The organism is Rhizobium sp. FY34 (genome assembly GCF_005222845.1).
In the GTDB taxonomy this organism is placed as follows: Bacteria; Pseudomonadota; Alphaproteobacteria; order Rhizobiales; family Rhizobiaceae; genus Neorhizobium.
In genome coordinates, this window is record NZ_STFZ01000012.1 from 76,056 (window position 1) to 95,442 (window position 19,387).

A 19,387-nucleotide genomic window follows, 5' to 3' on the forward strand; every position below is an offset into this window, starting at 1 on the left:
CAATATATGCAACCGAAACTAGAATTACCTGAAGCGCCTGCGCAAGGCTGGAGACAGGGTCCATGCTTTGCGAACAGCGCGACCGAGAAAAGGAGATTTTCGGTCGACAACACCAAAAACGGTGTGAGCGACATAGTTGGCCTTTTCCGGGTCAGCGCCGATCTTGGACAACTGACTGGCGAAATGAACGAGCGCAGGAAGTGTGTATATGCCAGGCGCTATCCGACGCAACCGATCCCCGCCGCTCCAGCTTTCGTAGAGACGGTAGGACCACATTCCCAGATAGTAGCTGAAGCTGACATAGCCACCGTGACGCTCGCAGATCTCGAAGACTTCCTCATAGATCTTACCGCGCATAGCCAGCGTCTTTGCATCTTCGTGAAGACGAGACTGGGCCAGCTTGTCGCCGACATGATGAATGATAGCGCCGGACCTGGCCATTCTCAGCCAGTATTCATAATCCATGGCCGTCTGCATCGAAACGTCAAACGGACCGATCCTGTCTACGATACGACGCTGCCAGAAGGCCGCCGGCTGGCAAATGCAACAATCCGCCATCAATCGATCAAAGCTGTATTCGGCAGTGTTATAGGTGCCCGTCACATGGCCATCGACATCGATGTAATCGGCATTGCCATACATCATGTCGCATTCAGGATGATCGTTGAAATAGCGCACCACCGTTTCGATGGCGCCGGGCAGAAGCACGTCATCAGAATTGAGGTAGGCGAGAACGTCACCTTTCAGAAGGGCCGTACCTTTGTTGATCGCGTCTGTCTGTCCCTTGTCCGGCTCGGAGATCCAGCGAATCCGATCGCCATAGCTCTTGAGAATCTCGACCGTATTGTCGGTCGAAACGCCATCCATCACCAGGAGTTCTATATTCGGGTAGCTTTGATTGAGAACACTGTCGATCGCTTCACGAATGAAGCGGGCATGGTTGCGCGTCGGCATCACGATGCTCACCAGCGGCTGACGCTGCGGATATTCCGCAGGATTGCCCGCAACCCGCGTCACAGCCGCCCGCAACGCTCTAGCCGGACCTTCCCAGTCATAGGCAAGCACCCGAAGCTTTGCCTTTTCGGACAGCATGTCCCGCAGGCCGGCCTCGGTCGTGATCCGTTTCATCAGCGCTGCCATCGCCGCTTCATCGGTTGGGTCACAGGCCAGAACAGCATCCCCACCAACTTCAGGCAAGGACGTGGTATTGCTGCATAGGACGGGCGTACCGTGATGGAAGGCCTCCAGCAGAGGCATCCCAAAGCCCTCGAACAACGAGAAATAGACAAGCGCAGTGGCATTTGCAAAAAGTGCTGCAACCTGCCGATGGGGAACAAAGCCGAGATGCAGGATCGGCAGGTCCTCATAACCCTTGATAAAATCCGCAAATCCTTCGGGATTGCCGGACAGGATCAGGCCGGTATTCGGCGGAAGATCGGGATAGGCACGCTTGAAGGCCTCAAACAGCCGGCGATGATTCTTATGCGCCCACATATTGGCCGGCATGTAGAAGAAGCGGTCGAATTTCGCCGCTTCGGCTGGAAGATCACCTGGCTCCGGCGTCTCACGCAGCTCTTCCGGCAAGGCCGCCGGCATGAGGAAGACATCATCAGTGCGGGTCCAGCCGTTTTCGACCATGGTCGCACGCGAATGGCCGGTCATGGTCGCAATGGCTCCGCCACAGGAGAGCGCATAGGCAAACGCACGCCGGCGCGCACTCAGCACACGATCCGAGAAGAAATTCGGATAGAACTCATGTTGAATGTCAGGGATGACGAAAATTTGCCGCGTCATCGGAAAAGCCGGGTGCTGTTCCTGCGGGTAGGTACGGATGATGGCATCAGCACCTATCGTTTCGCAATGTCGCCCCATGGCCTCATAGAAAACGACCGGATGCTCATCGAGTTCAACATACTCGACATTGTCACCCTCGATCATGATCGGTGGCTTGCCCGGACGATGGAACATGACAAGACGGTCTGCAGGGTAAAGTCGCACCATTTCGCGCACAACACCGTGCACCCAAGGCACGATCCCACCCGAGACACCTGCTGTCAAAGGAAACAGATCGATCGCAATAACTGTCGTCTGTTCTAACTCTTGAGGCTGCATACTGCCCTCTTTAATTTTTTTTTTATCTGGCCGGCAAGAGTGGCAGCCGTATTGACCGTGTTGGCCTTCAACGGGAAACCCTCGTCACTAACCCCCAGCGCCCGCAGGCTTTCCTGAGCCGCCAACCACAAATGCGTGACGGCGTTCGACTTCGCTGCCTTGCCTGCATCTTCCGATTGCGCCACATGCTTGCTCAAAGTATCGAGCCAATAGCACAAGGCACCAGGCGTCATGGCATCGCCGCAATGGCTTTCCGCAAGTTTGCGAAGCTCCTCCACCCGCTTGAAACCGCCGCTCGCCGTCAGCGTTGATCCCCACTCGCGTGAAGCTGAAAGCCGCGCATCGATGGGAAACGGCGCGGCCAATTGCGCCATTCTAATCCAGAGATCCCAGTCAAAACTCCACTTGAGTTCCATGTTGAGCCCGCCCACCTGGTGCAGGACCTTTGGGTTCATGAAGGTAGAGGGCTGCAGAATATAGTCCAAACCGCGCACAAGCGCGTCATGATTGTAGACGATCCCGTTCCTGTTGAAGATTGAGATTTCGCTGCCATCCTCATGTGCTCTGATGCCGTTGCCGAACCAAAAACTGGCATCTGGATCTTCGCCATAGGCCTTTGCCACTTCGGCAAGCGCACCCGGCAGGTAAAAATCATCCGCATTGAGCCAGGCGATGATATCGCCCGTGCATTTCTCAAGACCTTTGTTGATGGCATCCGCAGCACCCTTGTCGGGTTCGCTGACGTAGCCAGACAACCAATCCTGGTTTTGACGGATGACGTCCATCGTCTTGTCGGATGAGCCGCCGTCGATGATGAAATGCTCGACATTCGGCCAGTTCTGCGAACGGATCGAATCAATGCAATCCTGCAGGAAGCGCCCCTGGTTCAAGGACGGCGTGACGATCGAAATCTTGGGTAGAGGATTGGACGTCATAGAGTTTCAAACCTTACCTGAGCGCTGCAAGCTGTGGATCATTCCGGTCAGCGTCGTGATCTGCGAGAGAAGTTCGCCACGATTGTGGTTGATAAGTTCAATCTCGGACGCAAGCCGGGCAATAACCTCATCCTTTGCTCGGCGATCACCATCAATCGCAAGAATTTCCAACTGAAGTCGTTCGATGACTTCATCTTTTGCCTTTCGGTCAGCATCGCGCTCTGCCAGCTTCTGAAGTTCTGTATAGGGTGTGAAGTGATCAAAGATACCAGGAGGAAGCTTCAGGCGGTCCGCAAGATGCCGATCCTCTTCCCGTACGTAGAAGCGATTCAATCCATCGAAATGCGCAAACACATATCCTTGAGACAAAACGTTGGGCTCCCAGGAGCTCCAGGCATCAAGCTCGTCAAACCGGTCGAATCCGGCGGGTTGCGCGGCAGGTATGGTTGATTCGACCACAAGCGCCCTTGGCCTATAGGTTCTCAGATCAAAGTTGTTCAGGATACGGTCTTCAAATCCTTCGATATCGATCTTGAGAAACTCGACACCAGATGGTGCGAACCGATCAAAGATGCTGGCCAGTGTCAACGTATGAACATCATACTCTTCGATCGTCAGGCCTCGCTCGCGCATACTGGCCGCGGTGTGCTCGTCCAATGTGGACAGCGCTGAATCGGCGGGACATTCGAAGAAACGCAGGAGACCTTCCTCAAGGCCGACCGCGTTGTTCAGATTGACATCTTCAGGGCGCGCATCCACGAACAGCTTGTGGCGATAGGGTATCGGCTCGACATTCACGCCGCGCCAGCCCTTGTCGTAGAAATGCTGGGTCACCGAGTGGATCTTCGGATCCCAGGCGCCGACATCGATATAGAATCCACGCTCGACCTCGCCGAACAGGCGCTCCAGCATGACATCTTCATAGTTCTGAGCATAGGTAATCATGGGACGGTCGTCCTGTTCTCGACGGCAGCCATTTGCGTCAATACCGTTGTGAAATCATTGGGCAGATCTGCGACCCCAAGATGAGAATAGGTGGCAAACTGTCCGATCGGAGCGCTGACGATGGATATTGCACCGGCGCCGTGCACAGAACAGAGCATTCCCACCTGTGCCGCGATCTGGCCTGCGCTGAGTTCATTGCGCCCCAGAAACGCGGCCTCATCGACTTCGGCCACACCAAAATCAAAAGTGTACTGGCCAAAATCGAGATCAAGCTTGACGTCGTAGGTCAGCTCCAGCCGTGTGCCAGCGGCCACCTGCTTGGGGCTGTATTCGTCCGACACGTTGATACCGTGCTTGCCATGAACGAGAATATTCTTCTCGTTGCGCAGACCGATCCCTGCAATGACGCGCTCGGCGCCAGCATTGAAGCGAAAGGCAGCCCTGATCCGCAGCCAGCCCCCCTGATGAAAGGACGTCTGCGGATTGTCCGAAAGATCGGTCAACAGGATCTTTTCAAGGTAAACATGGTCTCGGTCCGCAATCTGGGTGATGTGAGACATGTCCAGCGCATGCGAACTGTCGAGCCAAGCGCCAGGCTTGGCCATTTCCAGTGCAAGCACTGAGGTTTCGCCAAAGACCGGTCCCGCCTCGACCGAGCGCTGGCCGGTTCGCGCGCCATGTTCGTGATGAATGAAATGCTGAACGGCACCGACGGCATGACCATAATAGGCAACACGCCCCTCGGATAGAACAAGCCCCCTGTCGCAGAATTCCGATGCATCGGACAGGGAATGCGTCACAAGCACAATCGCCGTTCCCTGCTTGCGCATGGCGTTGAGCCGATCATAGCATTTCTGGCGAAAGAAAATGTCTCCGACAGCCAGAACCTCATCGACCATCAACAGTTCCGGCGCAGCTGTCGTTGCAATTGCAAATGCAAGCCGCAGGAACATCCCGCTCGAATAGGTACGGACCGGCTGATCGATATAGTCGCCGATATCGGCAAATTCGACGATCTCATCAATCTTGCTGCTGATCGTATTGCGATCAAGCCCCAGAATGGCACCATTGATCATGATGTTTTCACGGCCGGTGAAATCGGGGCTGAACCCGCTTCCCAGTTCAAGCAGGCTGATGATCTTCGAAGGCCCGTTGATTTCACCGCTCGAGGGCCGCAGGAGATTGGAGACAAGCTGGAGCAGCGTGCTCTTTCCAGCGCCATTGCGTCCCAGAATGGCGATCGCTTCTCCCGGATAGAGATCGAAGGACACATTGCGCACTGCAGGGAAAACCTTAGGCTTTGCCGGAGAAAAACGGCCAAGCAATTGGCGCAGGAAACGAGCCCCATTTGAACTGTGGATCTCGTAGTCCTTAGACACATTGCGGACAGAGAGAACTGCTGGTTTTTCTGCCGTCATTGAACTCTTGCTTCTATTGCGAGAACCGCACTGCGATAGGCTTCGGCAAAACCCGTTTCGGACTTTTGGTCAACACGGGTCAAGCATGCATGAGCAAAATCCTGCGCACCGTAACAATCATGCATAATGGCAGCCGTCAGCAGCAATTGCCGGTCACTCATCATTTTCAAACGCTCTTCGCTGGGAACGAAGACAGCATCGGCCCACAGATGACGCGACGTGCTGTGCCCGAACGCAAATTCCCGCGAAACGGCAAGCTGACGGGCAGCACCGAAATCCCGGAAATGGTGGAATTCAAAGCCGCACTGGGAAAGAAAGGCCGATACCTCGCCGAACAGGGGCTGACCCTTGTAGATGGGCACGAACTCGACCTCCGTGTGCACCACAAGAACGCTTTCCAACGTCCTCACTCCATGACCCAGCACAAGCAGCGTTGCACCCTGAACGTCGATCTTAAGGAAATCGGCATTCTCCACCTCTGGTAACGCATCCAGCCGGACGGTCGCGATCGTGGAACGTGTCACGACGCGGCACAATTCAGCGAGGTTCTCGAAGCGAGATATGACGTCATCATTGGGCAACAAGAGCGATGACGTCATCGGCGCCGCGCATTCGTGCAGAACATGGTCCTCACCATCACCAAGGGCGAAGGGCAGGACAGTGCGCCGACTGGACGTCTCTTCCAGATCGAGAGATGGATCGAAGGCCACAACCGTCGAGGCGGAAGAGGCTTCAATGGGAGCATAGGACGGTGGCGCTCCGCCATCATATTCGGTGGCACCAATGTCGATGATACGCACCGGACCGACCAGGTGTGAAACCGCATCCATCATTGTCTGACCAGCCGAAAACAAGGCACTCGTCATAGCAGATCTCCGAATGCCGGACGCAGACGGCGAAACACGATTGCGGCAACCACGGCAAAGGCTGCATACATCGCCGTCACCAGAGCCCAGGCCTGAACATCGAAATTGCCGGCAAGAGCCGCGCGAAATGCCTCAACGAAATAGGTCAGAGGATTGAGGTAGAAAACGGCCCTCATGTTTTCTGGTATGTTCTGAATTGGATAGAATACCGGAGCCATGAACATCATCAACTGCACGACAACCGGAGAGATTTGGGAAATATCCCGAAAATACACCCCCACTGCCGATAGGACCCAACCAACGCTCATCGCAAACAGGTAAAGCGGAATGACGATCAGCGCCAAGATAGCAATTGTCGAAACGCTGGCTTGCTGCGACAGAAAGCCAAACACCAGCAAAAGTACGATATTGATCAGGCATATGATAAATGCTGAATTCACAGCAACGACCGGCAGAAGAGCGATTGGAAATCGCACCTTTTTGACGAAGTTGGCTGCGCCGAGAATGACAACAGGACTTCTGCCCATCACCTCCGAAATGAAGAGATGCGGCACAAGACCGCAAAAGATCATCAGCGCGCCACTGCCAGTGTCAGCTCCCCACCGGACACTGAGTACAACTGTGAACACATACGAGAAAATGGCCAGAAACAGCAATGAATAGAGCACTGGCCAAAGGATACCCAAAAAGGTTCCCTTGTAACGCTGCATAAAATCCCGCTTGGTCAGCTGAGATATCAACCAAATGTTTTTTTTCATCGATATTGGATTCTATGCTCGAACATCTGAAAACTCACTGGAAGCTAGGCGTGGAGATAGCTTCTGAATTAGCGAGCAAGTGATAGCTGACTACAAATGATGCCGCCAAGCGTAAAGCTGGACGCGTGCCTCTTAACAAATGGCCATATTACGTGCAAGGCTAATGAGGCACCATCAGGGCAGCCGCTGTGCAACCTGGCCCCATACGGGCCGTTTCATCAGTGCCGAGCTGAAGCGTGATCCCATGTGTCCTGGAAGAAGATCGCCCAAGCGCATTAACTTCTATTGAAAAGAAGAGATTTAATGACATTCAATGCACTTCCCAATACCATATTCGGCCTGTAGAGATCAGGTGTGTTTTAAGCCTAACGGACGCAAGTGAGAAGCGACCCCGCCCAAAGCCTCATGATGTCGAGGCATTTGCATCTCAACGGGTGCCGCGACAAGACCTTTGTCGTAGCCTGTGCCTTGCGCATAACCATTGAAGCCAGATGACCCAAGAGTTGCAGAACAAACTTATCGATGTAAGTGCAAGGCTCTCCACATGGCTGAACGAAGAGGCGCTACCGCTGTGGCGCACACGTGGCTTTCTAGGGGAAACTGGAGGCTTCTGCGAGACGATGGAGTTGAGCGGCGAGCCAAGCCTTGCGCCTCGGCGATCGCGCGTTCCCCCACGCCAGATCTTCTGCTTTGCCGAAGCCGGCGCGCGCGGCTGGGCTGGTGACTGGCAGACGGCGGTTTCGCAGGGATTTACCTATTACGAGCGGGTCTACAGGCTGCCAAACGGCTTTTATGGAGCGCTAGCAAGCGTTGACGGCGTCCTTCTGGACGACAGCTTTGACCTTTACAATCAAGCCTTTGCGCTTCTGGCCTATGCTCACACCGCTCGCGCCATGCCTGAGCGGGCACAAGAGATGGCGAAGAATGCCAGCGATATGCTATCGGCCTTGAAGGCCGGTTACGCCCACGCCGAGGCGGGCTTCGAGGAAGCGATACCATCGCGCCTGCCGCTCTGTTCCAACCCGCATATGCATCTCTTCGAAGCAGCATTGGCCTGCGAGGCGCAGTCCGGCTTTGACGAAAAGGCATGGGCGAGTTTGAGCGATGAAATCGCGCAATTGTGCATGCGTCGGTTCATCGACGCCGACACAGGCGGACTACGCGAGTTTTTCGCAGCCGACTGGACACCCTATGGGGGGATCAAGGGAAGGATTATGGAGCCCGGTCACCAGTTCGAATGGGCCTGGCTTCTGGCGCGCTGGGCAGAGCGCCGCGCAAATCCTCAGGCCCTTGAGAAAGCCCGCCGCTTGTTTGCGATCGGCGAGGATCATGGCATCTGCCCGCAGCGCCGGGTGGCTGTGATGGCACTTCTCGACGATTTTTCTGTCCACGATCCGCTTGCGCGGCTCTGGCCGCAAACAGAATGGCTGAAAAGTGCCGTGCGGCTCGCTGCTCTTTCAACCGGTGAGGAACGGAATCACTACCTTGCCTCAGCGCTCGTGGCGGCGGACGCGTTGGGTCAGTTCATGAATGTGACGGTTGCAGGCCTCTGGCGCGACAAGCTTTCGGCCGATGGGCGGTTTGTCGAAGAACCAGCACCGGCTAGCTCTTTTTATCATATTCTGTGCGCAATTTATGAAGTGGAAGATTGCCTGGCCCGTCTTTCCTGACATACGCGGCCAAGCGCATAACCCAGAAACGTTCAAAGGTGCGAGTGGCGCTGCAGGCCAAGTGTCTGTGGCGGCTCCGGTGAAAGACTGAGGAACCTTCAATGAAATTCGGAACCAGCGGCCTGCGCGGACTTGTCACGGAACTGGAGGGTCGGGCTTCTGCACTCTATGCCACGGCCTTTGCCCATCACCTTTTGCAATCGGGTCAGGCCAAGGCCGGCGACCCGGTGTATGTGGCCGGCGATTTTCGCCCCTCAAGCCCTGGAATTGCTGCCACCTGTATTGCCGCACTTTCCCGCGCCGGACTGTCGCCCATCAATTGCGGCGCAATCCCCACGCCTGCACTGGCGCTTTATGCCATGTCCAAGGGCTGCGCCTCGCTGATGGTGACCGGCTCGCATATTCCAGCCGACCGCAACGGTATCAAGTTCTATCGGCCCGACGGCGAAATCGACAAGGGAGATGAACTGCGCATCACAGCAATCGCTGGAGACCTTGAGGGACAGGATTTTGATCTCTCGACCGTCGACGTGCCGCACGAGGAGAAAGAAGCAACAGCTCTGTTCATGGCCCGCAATACAGCGCTTCTGCCCGAAGGTGCCCTGTCTGGCCTGAAGATCGGCGTTTACCAGCACAGCACTGTTGCACGCCAAGGCCTCGTCGATACGCTGTCCGGTTACGGCGCCACGGTGATTGCGCTGGGCTGGTCTGACGATTTCATTCCCGTCGATACGGAAGCGGTTTCGCAAGAAACCATCCACCTGACGCAGACCTGGGCGACAGAATACCATCTGGATGCGATCGTCTCTGCCGATGGCGATGGTGACCGGCCGCTGGTGACGGATGAGACCGGCATGCCGCTGCGCGGCGACCTGCTCGGCCTGATCGTCGCCCGCATGCTGGATGCCGAGGTGGTGGTCACACCGATCACCTCCAATTCCGGCATCGAGGCGGCTGGCGATTTCCGCGTGCTGCGCACCCGCGTTGGTTCGCCCTTTGTCATCGACGGCATGAATGGCGCGGTCGAGAACGGCGAAACGGCGGTCATGGGCTTTGAGGCCAATGGCGGCGTCTTAACTGCGACTGGCTTTGACCTTTCCGGCACCCGGCTTGTGCCACTGCCCACCCGCGACAGTTTCCTGCCGGTGCTCGCAACGCTGTCGCTTGCTCGTCAGGAAGGCAAGCCACTTTCCGTCATCGCTTCGGCATTCGCACTGCCGTTTGCCGGTGCTGATCGGCTGGAAAACTTTCCCGTCGAAACCAGCGCGGCATTGATGGCGCATTTGCGCGCTTCTGAGGAAAACCTCGCCGGTTTTCTGGCGCCCATCGGATCTGTCGCCAAGTTCAGCGATATCGACGGCTTGCGCGTGACGCTGACCGATGGACGCATCATTCATTTGCGCCCGTCGGGCAATGCGCCGGAAATGCGCTGCTATGTGGAGGCTGCCGATGAGGCGGCATCTCACCTGCTTCTCGCTCAGGGTCTGGATCTCATCCGCCAATGGGCGGCTGACCGAACCTGAAAATCAAGATCATGCGGCGGCGCTTCGCTACCGCCTTCGCCAACGTCATGGGAGACCATTGTGAGCCTCAAGATCATTCCCGTCATCATGGCCGGCGGCAAGGGTACCCGCCTTTGGCCGCTGTCGCGCTCCAGCGCCCCAAAACAGTTCATTCACATGATGGGAGACCGGACGCTGTTTCAGGAAACGCTGGAGCGCGTTGCCGATCCGGCACTGTATGAAGCCCCGATCGTCATCACCAATCAGGATTTCCGCTTTCTGGTGGCGGAGCAGGCTCGAGAAGTAGGCCTATCCCTGTCCGGCATCCTGCTGGAACCGGTCGCCCGCAACACCGCTGCCGCGATTGCAGCCGCCGCCTTCTTCCTGACAGAGCGCTTCGGTGAAGATGCCATTCTGCAGCTTCTGGCTTCCGATCATGAGATCGATGCAGGAGAGAGCTATCGCCAGGCGATTGAACTTGCCCGCAAGACGGCCGAGACTGGCAAGATCGTCACCTTTGGCATCACGCCCACGGAACCGGCCACAGGCTACGGTTATATTGAACAGGGCGACGCTTTGCCCAGCGGCGCTTTCCGGGTCAAGCGTTTCGTGGAAAAGCCGCCGCAGGATAAAGCCGAACAAATGCTGGCGGCAGGCGGCTTCTATTGGAATTCCGGCATTTTCATGTGCAGCGCCAGCCTGCTTTTGAGCGAATTGCTGGAATTTGCGCCGGACGTCTATCAGGCGGCGAAGGAGGCAGTGGCAAAGGCAAAAACGGATCTGGATTTCGCCCGCCTCGATTATGATAGCTTTGCCCGCAGCCCGGATATTTCCATCGACTATGCCGTGATGGAAAAGACGGCCAATGCTGCGGTCGTTCCCTCCACCTTCCCCTGGTCGGATCTCGGCAGCTGGGATGCCGTGTGGAAGCTTGGCGAAAAGGATGAAGGCGGCAATGTCGTGCTCGGCAATGCCACCGTGGTCAACACTGAAAACTCGCTCATCCTGTCACGCTCCACGCATCTCGCCGTCCAGGGACTGAAGGATGTGGCGGTAATTGCCAGCGAGGATGCCGTCTATGTCGGGCGATTGGACGAGGCACAGCAAGTTGGCCGGCTCGTCAAGCAGCTGGCGGCATCGAAAGCGACCTTAAGCCTGACCGAGACCCACAAGACGGCCTATCGTCCCTGGGGCGGCTATACATCGCTGCTGCAGGGCGACCGTTTCCAGGTCAAGCGGCTGTTCGTGCTCCCTGGCAAGAAACTTTCGCTGCAAAAGCACTTTCATCGCTCGGAACACTGGGTCTGCGTCAAGGGAACGGCAGAAGTCACCATCGGCGACACCGTCACCTATCTGCGGGAAAACGAATCTCTCTATATCCCCCAGGGTGAACTGCATCGCCTGTTCAACCCCGGCAGGATCATGCTGGAAATGATCGAGGTGCAGACCGGTTCCTATCTGGGCGAGGATGATATCGTGCGCATCTCCGACGAATTCGGCCGCGAGAAGAGCTGACAAAGAACCGCACGGTGAAAAGGTCGGCTGCATCTGCGGCCGACCCTTCAACCGATAGGCCTCATCCGGGGATGAGCACCGCATGCCCGATGATGCGGCCAGCTTCAAGATCGGTATGCGCAGTCGCGGCATCCGCAAGCGCATAGCGCGTTTCCGGCGCCCCGAACAACTTTTCATCTGCCACTGCCAGAACATCGGTCGCAGCCTGGCGATAGGCGGCCGGATCGCTGCCATAGGCCATGACGCTTGGGCGCGCCAAGGCAATCGAGCGCAACTGATCAACGCTGACCGGTGGCGGAGGTCCGGATGCCTGCCCGACGCTGGCCAAGAGGCCGAAAGGGCGAATGCAGGCAAGCGTCCTGCCAAGCGTCGTGCCGCCAATTCCGTCCACCGCAAAATGGACCCCTTTGCCGCTCGTCAACGCTGCCACCTGCGTCGCATAATCGGCATCACGACCGACAATGACATGATCGGCACCATGGCCAAGGACCGCCTCAACCTTCTCCTCTGCGCTGACTGTGCCGATCACCGTCGCGCCGAGCCGCTTTGCCCAGCGCGTGACGATCGACCCAAGGCCGCCGGCGGCCGCATGCACAAGCATGATCGTGCCAGGCGCCACGGGATAAACCCGCGTCAACAGCATATGCGCGGTAAGACCGCGCAAGAGATTGGCGCCTGCCCTTTCAAAGGAAATGTGATCGGGCAGCGATATCGCACGCCAGGCCGGCAGCAAACGGGTTTGCGCATAGGCACCCGGAACGCAGGCGTAGACAACGCGCTGGCCGACTGCCAGATCGTCGACACCATCACCGATTGCCTCAACGATACCGGCGGCTTCGACACCGGGAACAGCTGGCAGCGGCAGCGGATAAAGACCGGTCCGATGATAGATATCGATGAAATTGAGCCCGATGGCGTGCTGGCGAATCCTTATCTCTCCGGGACCAGGTGGCCCGATTTCCATCTCGACGGGTTGAAGACAATCAGGCAGGCCAGGGCGTTCAAACTGCATCGCAAGGGACATGGTTTTCTCCTTCGCACAGATCTATACGCCGGCCCGACATTGTGAAAAACTCCCCATCAACGCCCATTCGATGTGAAGGAATACCCAATGCAATGGGACAATCTGCGCTATCTGGCGGCCTTTGCCGAATATGGCAGCCTGCTGGGTGCAGCACGCGCATTGGGCACCGAACACGCAACGGTCGGGCGGCATCTCGAACAACTGGAAGCGGAACTGGGCCTGAAACTGCTGGACCGACGCGGGCGACGATTGACCCTCACGCTCGAGGGTGAACGCATCCTCGTCATTGCCCAGACCATGCAGGCCCAGGCGAACGCTGCCCTGCGGATCGCCGAGGGATCACGCGGTGATCTTGTCGGCGAGGTCACCATCACGGCACCGCCAGCCTTTGCCGCGCACATCATCGCACCCAGACTTGCGGGTTTCGCAGACAGATACCCTGACCTTGCGGTAAGGCTGTTGGGCGAGGCCAGGCAAGCCTCTCTCGATCGGCGCGAGGCCGATATCGCGGTCAGGCTGAGCCGCCCCACAGATGACAGCCTCGTACAGCTGAAACTGATGGAAATCAGTTTTCGCGCCTATGCCAGTGCCCACTATCTGGAGCACCATTCACGCGAGAACTGGTGCTTCATCGGTTCGGATGGAGAGATCCGCAATTCACCCCAGCAACAGGCTTTGCAGGATCTTGCCGGTGCCAACCGTATCGCCTATCGATCGGGCGATGTCACGATCCAGGCTGCGCTGGCTGTCCAAGGCGCCGGCATTGCCATGCTGCCCGATTTTCTGGCAGCAGGAGAGGAAAGGCTCGTGGTGGCTTTGCCGGACTATACGCCGCTGATCCGCGGTGTCTGGCTGGTAATGCACGATGACATGCGACAGGCCCCAAAAGTACGTGCAGTCATCGACCATATTCGAAACGCCAATGGATCGGGCATCAACCACCAGCCTTCTTGAGCGACAGGTGAGCAAAGGCTGCGACCACCTGTTCATAGGCCGGGCGTTTGAAGTCCACGATCAGCGAGGGCAACAATTCCATCGACTTCCATTCCCAGGTATCGAATTCCTGGTGCTGGCCGGCCGGCGGGTGGGTGATATTGATTTCGCTTTCATCGCCTTCGAAGCGGAAGGCAAACCAGCGCTGCGTCTGGCCACGATACTTGCCCTTGAGGCCGATGCCGATCAGATGTTCCGGCAGGTCGTAATTGATCCAATCCGGCGCTTCGGCGAGCAGAGATACGGACTTCATGCCCGTCTCCTCAAACAGTTCGCGATAGGCCGCTACGCGCGGATCCTCGCCCTTGTCGATGCCGCCCTGTGGCATTTGCCAAAGCTGGGGCGAGCCATCCGATTCGCTATTGCCTTCCGACATCCGGCGCCCGACCCAGACAAGGCCGTCGCGGTTCAGCACCATGACACCGACGCAAGGGCGATAGGGCAGGTCCTGTGCGGAAAGTTTGGTTTTCTTGCTCATGCGGTATCCTCAAGGTTCGGCCGGTTGCGATACAAGGGCTGAGACGCCGACGATTTCCACGCCCCGTCCTTGCGCCTCGCGGACCCATTCTGCAACCGCATCCACGGTTTCATCAAAGACTGACCCGACACCGATCGCCGTGCCCTTGCGTTGGGCGATACGCTCCAGATCATCCAGCTTCTTAAGGATAGCCTCGCGCTGCACCTGGGCATCGAGCGTCAGATCAGCAAAGCCATGCGGCGCATCGAGCGCCTTTGCCACCGTGCCAGTCAGGGTCTGGGCGGATGATCCATCATCGAGAAAAAGAAGTCCACGATCCGAGATATCGCGCAGCACAGGCTCCAGAGCCTGCGCATCCGATAGGTAACGGCCGCCGAGATAGTTGACGATGCCCGTGTAATTGGTGATGCGGCCCATGGCCTCGTGCAGGCGCTTGAGGTTTTCCGCCTTCGACTGGGCAGTCGTCAGCGTCAGCGGGCCAGGATCATTATCCGGGTAATCAAATGGCTCCATGGGGATCTGCATGAGGATTTCATGGCCGTTGCGCCGCGCCTCCTGCATCCAGCGCTGCAGGCTATTGCCACTGGCAGCAAAGGCCAGCGTGATACTGGGGGGCAGGATCTTCAAGGCCTTCTGGGTACCGGTCTGGCTGAGGCCCAGCCCGCCGAGCACGATGGCGATGCGGTTTCCCCGCGCCCCAGACCAGGGCCGCGCATACTGGTCCATCGGCCGCAGACCATCCGGACCACGCACCGGCAGCCGGCCGAAAGCAGTGTCTTCCAACAGTGCCTCATTGGGGGTGGTTGCCATGCGCGGATCCTGCCCGACGCGCTGGACATCAATCATTAAAGGGCCCTGACCATTGCCCGTACGCGGCGAATACTTGGTGATGACGCTGCCATCATCGAGCAGCGTGCGCTCGACATTGGCGCTGCCAGCACCGGCTACGGGCGGAGGGGGCTGTTGCGGCTTAGCGGGAGCTTCGGTTGGGACAGGTGGAACGGCGAGCGTGACGGCAACAGGCTCCGCCTGCTCAAGCTTTTCCGATCGCATAGCGTAAAAGGATAGGCCAAGCAGCCCTCCCCCGGCCAGAACACCCGCAAGCACGGCAAAGGAAGGCCGGCGCGATGTCCGGTTCTTCGATTTTCTGTTCTGTCCGAGCGGAGCGCGAAGATCTGTCCCCAATGGATCGGTCCGCCTTCGAAAAGTTCAACGGACGAAACCCGCCCGCCAACAGGTGGCTGCGGGTTTCGAAATCGCTTATGGCTTGACGGCAGCCTCTGCCTTTTCCGGAGTCGGCGGGAAAGACGGATCAGTCTTGTTGCCGCGCAACAGGTCGAGCGCGTAGTTCAACTGCACATCGTCCTTGGCTTCCGGCGGCACATAGGCTGTGGAACCAGAACCCTCTTCGGTCTCGCTCTGCCCCTGGATATGGCCAGGCAGGCTGGATTCGCCTTCGGCGCGCACCTTGCCCTGAAGTTCCGGCGGGAGCGGCTGTTCGACCTTGATATCGGGCTGGATACCCGTGCCCTGGATCGACTTGCCCGACGGCGTGTAATAGAGCGCCGTGGTAAGGCGCAACGCACCGGCATCACCCATGGGGATGATGGTCTGTACCGAGCCCTTACCGAAGGAGCGCGTTCCCACAACGGTGGCGCGCTTCAGATCCTGCAGCGCACCGGCAACGATTTCCGATGCGGAAGCCGAACCGCCATTCACCAGAACAATGACCGGCTTGCCATCCGTCAGATCGCCCGGACCGGCATTGAAGCGGCGGGTTTCTTCCGGATTGCGGCCACGGGTGGAGACCACTTCGCCGCGCTGCAGGAAGGCATCGGACACGTTGATCGCCTGGTCGAGCAGGCCGCCTGGATTGAGGCGCAGATCGAGCACATAGCCCTTCAGCTTATCGGCCGGCACTTCGGCCTTGATCTTCTTGATGGCGGCTTCGAGGTCGGTATAGGTCTTTTCCGTGAAGGAAATCACGCGCAGGTAACCGACATCGCCTTCGACACGCGACTTCACGGCGCGAACGGCAATGACATCACGAACGACGGTCAGCTCGATCGGCTTGTCCGCGCCTTGGCGCAGGATGGTCAGCTTGATCGGCGTGTTGACGGCGCCGCGCATCTTTTCGACCGCATCCTGCAGCTTCAATCCGCGCACCGGCGTGCCGTCGATTTCGGAAATGAAGTCACCGGAAAGAACGCCGGCGCGGGCAGCAGGCGTGTCATCGATCGGTGTGATCACCTTGACCAGTTCGTTTTCCATCGTCACTTCGATGCCGAGACCGCCGAATTCACCCTTGGTCTGGGTGCGCATATCCTGCGCATCCTTGGCATTCATGTAGCTAGAATGCGGATCGAGTGAGGTGAGCATGCCGTTGATCGCATTTTCGACCAGCTTGTCTTCGTCCGGCGGCGTCACATATTGCGCGCGCACCCGTTCAAACACGTCACCAAAGATGGACAGTTCACGATAGGTGGAGGATCCGGCTGCCTGGGCAGGCACACCAGCGGAATAGACGACGCTCATGGCCGTAGCCCCGAGCAGCGCCCCAACAATAACAAGTGAAGCCCTACGAATCATTTCGTGCCCTTCCAGTTTCCTTTGTGACCCACCACGGTTTCGAATCGACCGGAGTGCCGTCCTTCCTGAATTCAATGTAAAGCGTTGGACGATCGGTTTCCAGCGCCAAGGCTGTCGCGCTCGCCACTCTTTTCTCGCCCATGGCAGCAATCGGTTCGCCTGAAAAGACGAATTTGCCCTGCCGCACGCTTACCTTGTCCATGCCCGTCAGCACAACATGATAGCCGTCGCCAACATTGAGAATAATCATTTGCCCATAACTGCGGAAGGCGCCAGCAAAAACCACCAGCCCATCGGCAGGGGCAGTGACCACGGCACCGGCACTTGCCGCCAGCGTCAGCCCTCGGGCAGGATGGTCCGTACCATCAGGTTCTCCAAAGGCGCGCAATACGTCACCTTCCACCGGATAGCCCAGTTTCTGCCGCAGACTGGAAAATGCATATGCCGGGGCAATACGGTTTTTGTCGGGCACGCCGCTCTCGGCCAGTTCGCGGGCCTTCTCGCGCTCCTCGACCGTTAGCTGCTGGCGCCGATCTTCTTCGCGGCGCGCACGCTCCATCGCCTCGCGCACGGAGGAAATATCACTTTGCAGAGACTGGATCAGCCCTTCAAGGCTAGTCGCGCGACCCGCCAATTCCTCGGAGCGTCGGCGCTCAGCCGCAAGTTGGCTGGCACTCATGCGGCTCTGCTTGTCATTCTCGGCCAGCAGCAAATCCATGCGCCGGTCTTCTTCAAGGCTCGACGTCATGGCCTCGGAGGCTTTGGTCTTTTCCGCCAGCACCTGCGTCTGAAGGTCGGCAAGCGATGTGAGGTCTCCCATCAGGCGGACCGCTTCCGCACGCATACCGGGCACGACGGCACCGAGAAGAATGGCACTGCGCACCGAAGCCAGCGCATCATCCGGTGTGACCAGAAGCGCCGGCGGCGGGTTGCGGCCCATGCGCTGCAAGGCGGCCAGAACTTCGGCCAGCACGCCGCGCCGCTCGCGAAGGGAGGCGCGGATGCCATCCTCCTTCAGGCGCAATCCTGCCAAACGCTCTTCGCTGCCCTTGATTGCCGCTTCCAGCGTCCGGCGACGGGCAGCCGATTCGATCAAGGCCTGGCGTAGGCTGGTGCTGCTTTTGTCGAGGTCTGCAATTGCGGCTTCGATCGATTTCGCCTTTTCGGACGAAAGGCTGAGGGTCTTGGACAGTTCTTCAAGCTCGACGCGGCTCTGGTCGCGCTTGCTTTCCAGCGCATCGACGGCACTGGCAGGTTGGGACGGCGCGGCGGGCTGAGAAGGATTGGCCGGAGGCGGCATTTCTGTCGGCGCGGTCTGCGCCTGCGCCATGGCGGCAGGCACGCCAGCAAGCAGAAGCACGGTCAGCAAGGACCCCGCATACTGCATGCTTTTGTTGCGCTTGCGCATTCTTAAACCACGTCACCCGCCAAAGGATAAAGTCTAAGCTGATTTACCCAAAAGCACCAGAAACAAGATCGTGTTGCCGATCGACAAACCGCGACGATCAAACCCGATGATAGGGGTGACCGGAGAGGATGGTGACGGCGCGGTAGAGCTGTTCGGCAATCAGGATGCGCACAAGCTGGTGCGGCCATGTCATGGAGCCGAGATTGACGACAGCATCGGCGCGCTCATAAAGCTGCGGATCAAGCCCGTCGGCGCCGCCGATGGCCAGCATCATCTCGCGTTTGCCCTGGTCTCGGTAACGACCGAGCAGGTGGGCGAAGCCGGGGCTATCCAGCGCCTTGCCGCGCTCATCGAGAAGAATGAGCACCGTGCCCTCGCCCAGCACCTTTTCCAGCTGTCCGGCTTCCTCGCGCTTGCGGGTATCGGAACTGGAGGCCCGGCTTTCGTTGACTTCGGACACGCGTGAAAATTCAAGCCCGATTGCCGGACCCGCCTTGGCGAAGCGGTCCATGTAACGCGACGCAAGTTCCTTTTCCGGTCCGGTTTTCAACCGTCCGACAGCAAAGAGGCCAATCCGCATATCCATCACCGCCAGGTTCGGACCGCATAGGGTTCAGGCGGCTGAGACAGGCTCAGCAGTCCACTGCGGCCATGGCACGGGCGGCCATCAGGATTGCCTGATCCGCTAGTGCAGCGTTCCTTCTTCGTCGGGAGCCGCCCACATCCTTTCAAGGTTGTAGAACTCCCGGATTTCAGGCCGGAACACATGGATGATGATGTCACCCGTGTCAATCAGCACCCAATCACCGGTTTCCAGCCCCTCGACGCGAGCGCTGCCAAGCCCCTCGTCCTTCAGGTCGGAAAGAAGGTGATCGGCGATTGCCGACACATGCCGGGTCGATCGCCCGGAGACCACAAGCATGTAGTCTCCCAGCGCGGACTTGCCCGCAATGTTGATGGTGACGATATCTTCTGCTTTCGAGTCCTCGAGACTTGCAAGGACCAGGTCGAGAGCGCGGGCAGCGGCATCGACGCCACGTTCCAGGCTCTTTGGGAGAACGACATGCGCTCTTCCCTTGGCGTGAACTGTTGTCAGGGTTGTTCCTTTCTTCCAAGAACAGAACAGGCACGATCGCGAATCCGCTCGGCGAATCCACATCATCAAGGTGGCACT

17 protein-coding genes are annotated in these 19,387 nt (G+C 58.1%); 4 read left to right on the top strand and 13 right to left on the bottom strand.

What is annotated here, in order from left to right:
- Positions 1-24: 24 nt before the first annotated feature.
- The 6 genes from E8M77_RS10275 to E8M77_RS10300 all read right to left on the bottom strand — a co-directional run bounded on the left by E8M77_RS10275 (position 25) and on the right by E8M77_RS10300 (position 7,034).
- Entirely contained in the window at positions 25-1,968 is a 1,944-nt protein-coding gene (locus E8M77_RS10275; protein WP_170975814.1) for a glycosyltransferase, read from the bottom strand.
- 125 nt (positions 1,969-2,093) lie between these two features.
- On the bottom strand, positions 2,094-3,047 hold the full coding sequence (locus E8M77_RS10280; RefSeq protein WP_137130544.1) for a glycosyltransferase family 2 protein: 954 nt from the start codon (positions 3,045-3,047) through the stop codon (positions 2,094-2,096).
- A gap of 6 nt (positions 3,048-3,053) precedes the next feature.
- Positions 3,054-3,992, bottom strand: a complete 939-nt coding sequence (locus E8M77_RS10285) for an FkbM family methyltransferase (protein ID WP_137130545.1) — start codon at positions 3,990-3,992, stop codon at positions 3,054-3,056.
- The gene (locus E8M77_RS10290) at positions 3,989-5,410 is read right to left on the bottom strand and encodes an ABC transporter ATP-binding protein (RefSeq protein ID WP_137130546.1); all 1,422 of its coding nucleotides are present in this window, start codon (positions 5,408-5,410) and stop codon (positions 3,989-3,991) included. Before E8M77_RS10290 ends, E8M77_RS10285 begins: the two co-directional genes overlap by 4 nt.
- The gene (locus tag E8M77_RS10295; protein WP_170975815.1) at positions 5,407-6,243 is read right to left on the bottom strand and encodes an FkbM family methyltransferase; all 837 of its coding nucleotides are present in this window, start codon (positions 6,241-6,243) and stop codon (positions 5,407-5,409) included. The genes E8M77_RS10290 and E8M77_RS10295 overlap by 4 nt, the downstream gene beginning before the upstream one ends.
- A gap of 29 nt (positions 6,244-6,272) precedes the next feature.
- Positions 6,273-7,034 carry an ABC transporter permease gene (locus tag E8M77_RS10300; protein ID WP_137130548.1) on the bottom strand — a complete coding sequence of 254 codons (762 nt, stop codon included), beginning with the start codon at positions 7,032-7,034 and terminating at the stop codon, positions 6,273-6,275.
- A gap of 491 nt (positions 7,035-7,525) precedes the next feature.
- Here E8M77_RS10300 and E8M77_RS10305 point away from each other — a divergent pair, with 491 nt between their 5' ends.
- The 3 genes from E8M77_RS10305 to E8M77_RS10315 all read left to right on the top strand — a co-directional run bounded on the left by E8M77_RS10305 (position 7,526) and on the right by E8M77_RS10315 (position 11,721).
- Positions 7,526-8,704 (top strand): AGE family epimerase/isomerase, encoded by a 1,179-nt coding sequence (locus tag E8M77_RS10305; protein ID WP_137130549.1) that lies wholly within the window; start codon positions 7,526-7,528, stop codon positions 8,702-8,704.
- A gap of 101 nt (positions 8,705-8,805) precedes the next feature.
- Complete coding sequence (locus tag E8M77_RS10310; protein ID WP_137130550.1) at positions 8,806-10,227, top strand: phosphomannomutase; 1,422 nt, start codon at positions 8,806-8,808, stop codon at positions 10,225-10,227.
- A 60-nt stretch (positions 10,228-10,287) separates the two neighbouring features.
- Complete coding sequence (locus tag E8M77_RS10315) at positions 10,288-11,721, top strand: mannose-1-phosphate guanylyltransferase/mannose-6-phosphate isomerase (RefSeq protein WP_137130551.1); 1,434 nt, start codon at positions 10,288-10,290, stop codon at positions 11,719-11,721.
- A gap of 61 nt (positions 11,722-11,782) precedes the next feature.
- On the opposite strand, the gene E8M77_RS10320 is transcribed toward E8M77_RS10315, so the two are convergent.
- Positions 11,783-12,745 carry a quinone oxidoreductase gene (locus E8M77_RS10320; RefSeq protein ID WP_137130552.1) on the bottom strand — a complete coding sequence of 321 codons (963 nt, stop codon included), beginning with the start codon at positions 12,743-12,745 and terminating at the stop codon, positions 11,783-11,785.
- A gap of 87 nt (positions 12,746-12,832) precedes the next feature.
- Between E8M77_RS10320 and E8M77_RS10325 the strand changes: the two genes are divergently transcribed.
- The gene (locus E8M77_RS10325; protein ID WP_137130553.1) at positions 12,833-13,699 is read left to right on the top strand and encodes a LysR family transcriptional regulator; all 867 of its coding nucleotides are present in this window, start codon (positions 12,833-12,835) and stop codon (positions 13,697-13,699) included.
- Here the strand turns inward: E8M77_RS10325 and E8M77_RS10330 are convergent.
- The 6 genes from E8M77_RS10330 to rsfS form a co-directional block, all read right to left on the bottom strand.
- The gene (locus E8M77_RS10330) at positions 13,680-14,216 is read right to left on the bottom strand and encodes an RNA pyrophosphohydrolase (protein WP_137130554.1); all 537 of its coding nucleotides are present in this window, start codon (positions 14,214-14,216) and stop codon (positions 13,680-13,682) included. The two genes, E8M77_RS10325 and E8M77_RS10330, sit on opposite strands and share 20 nt — an antisense overlap.
- Positions 14,217-14,225: 9 nt before the next feature.
- A complete protein-coding gene (locus E8M77_RS10335; RefSeq protein WP_137130555.1) occupies positions 14,226-15,401 on the bottom strand; it encodes a divergent polysaccharide deacetylase family protein in 1,176 nt (391 codons plus the stop codon).
- Positions 15,402-15,476: 75 nt separating this feature from the next.
- Entirely contained in the window at positions 15,477-16,805 is a 1,329-nt protein-coding gene (locus E8M77_RS10340) for a S41 family peptidase (RefSeq protein WP_137130556.1), read from the bottom strand.
- Positions 16,795-18,135, bottom strand: coding sequence for a murein hydrolase activator EnvC (locus E8M77_RS10345; RefSeq protein ID WP_246659214.1), 1,341 nt, complete (start codon positions 18,133-18,135; stop codon positions 16,795-16,797). The genes E8M77_RS10340 and E8M77_RS10345 overlap by 11 nt, the downstream gene beginning before the upstream one ends.
- 175 nt (positions 18,136-18,310) lie before the next feature.
- Positions 18,311-18,793, bottom strand: a complete 483-nt coding sequence (gene rlmH, locus E8M77_RS10350) for a 23S rRNA (pseudouridine(1915)-N(3))-methyltransferase RlmH (RefSeq protein ID WP_137130557.1) — start codon at positions 18,791-18,793, stop codon at positions 18,311-18,313.
- A 105-nt stretch (positions 18,794-18,898) separates the two neighbouring features.
- On the bottom strand, positions 18,899-19,375 hold the full coding sequence (rsfS, locus tag E8M77_RS10355) for a ribosome silencing factor (RefSeq protein WP_170975816.1): 477 nt from the start codon (positions 19,373-19,375) through the stop codon (positions 18,899-18,901).
- Positions 19,376-19,387: the final 12 nt, after the last annotated feature.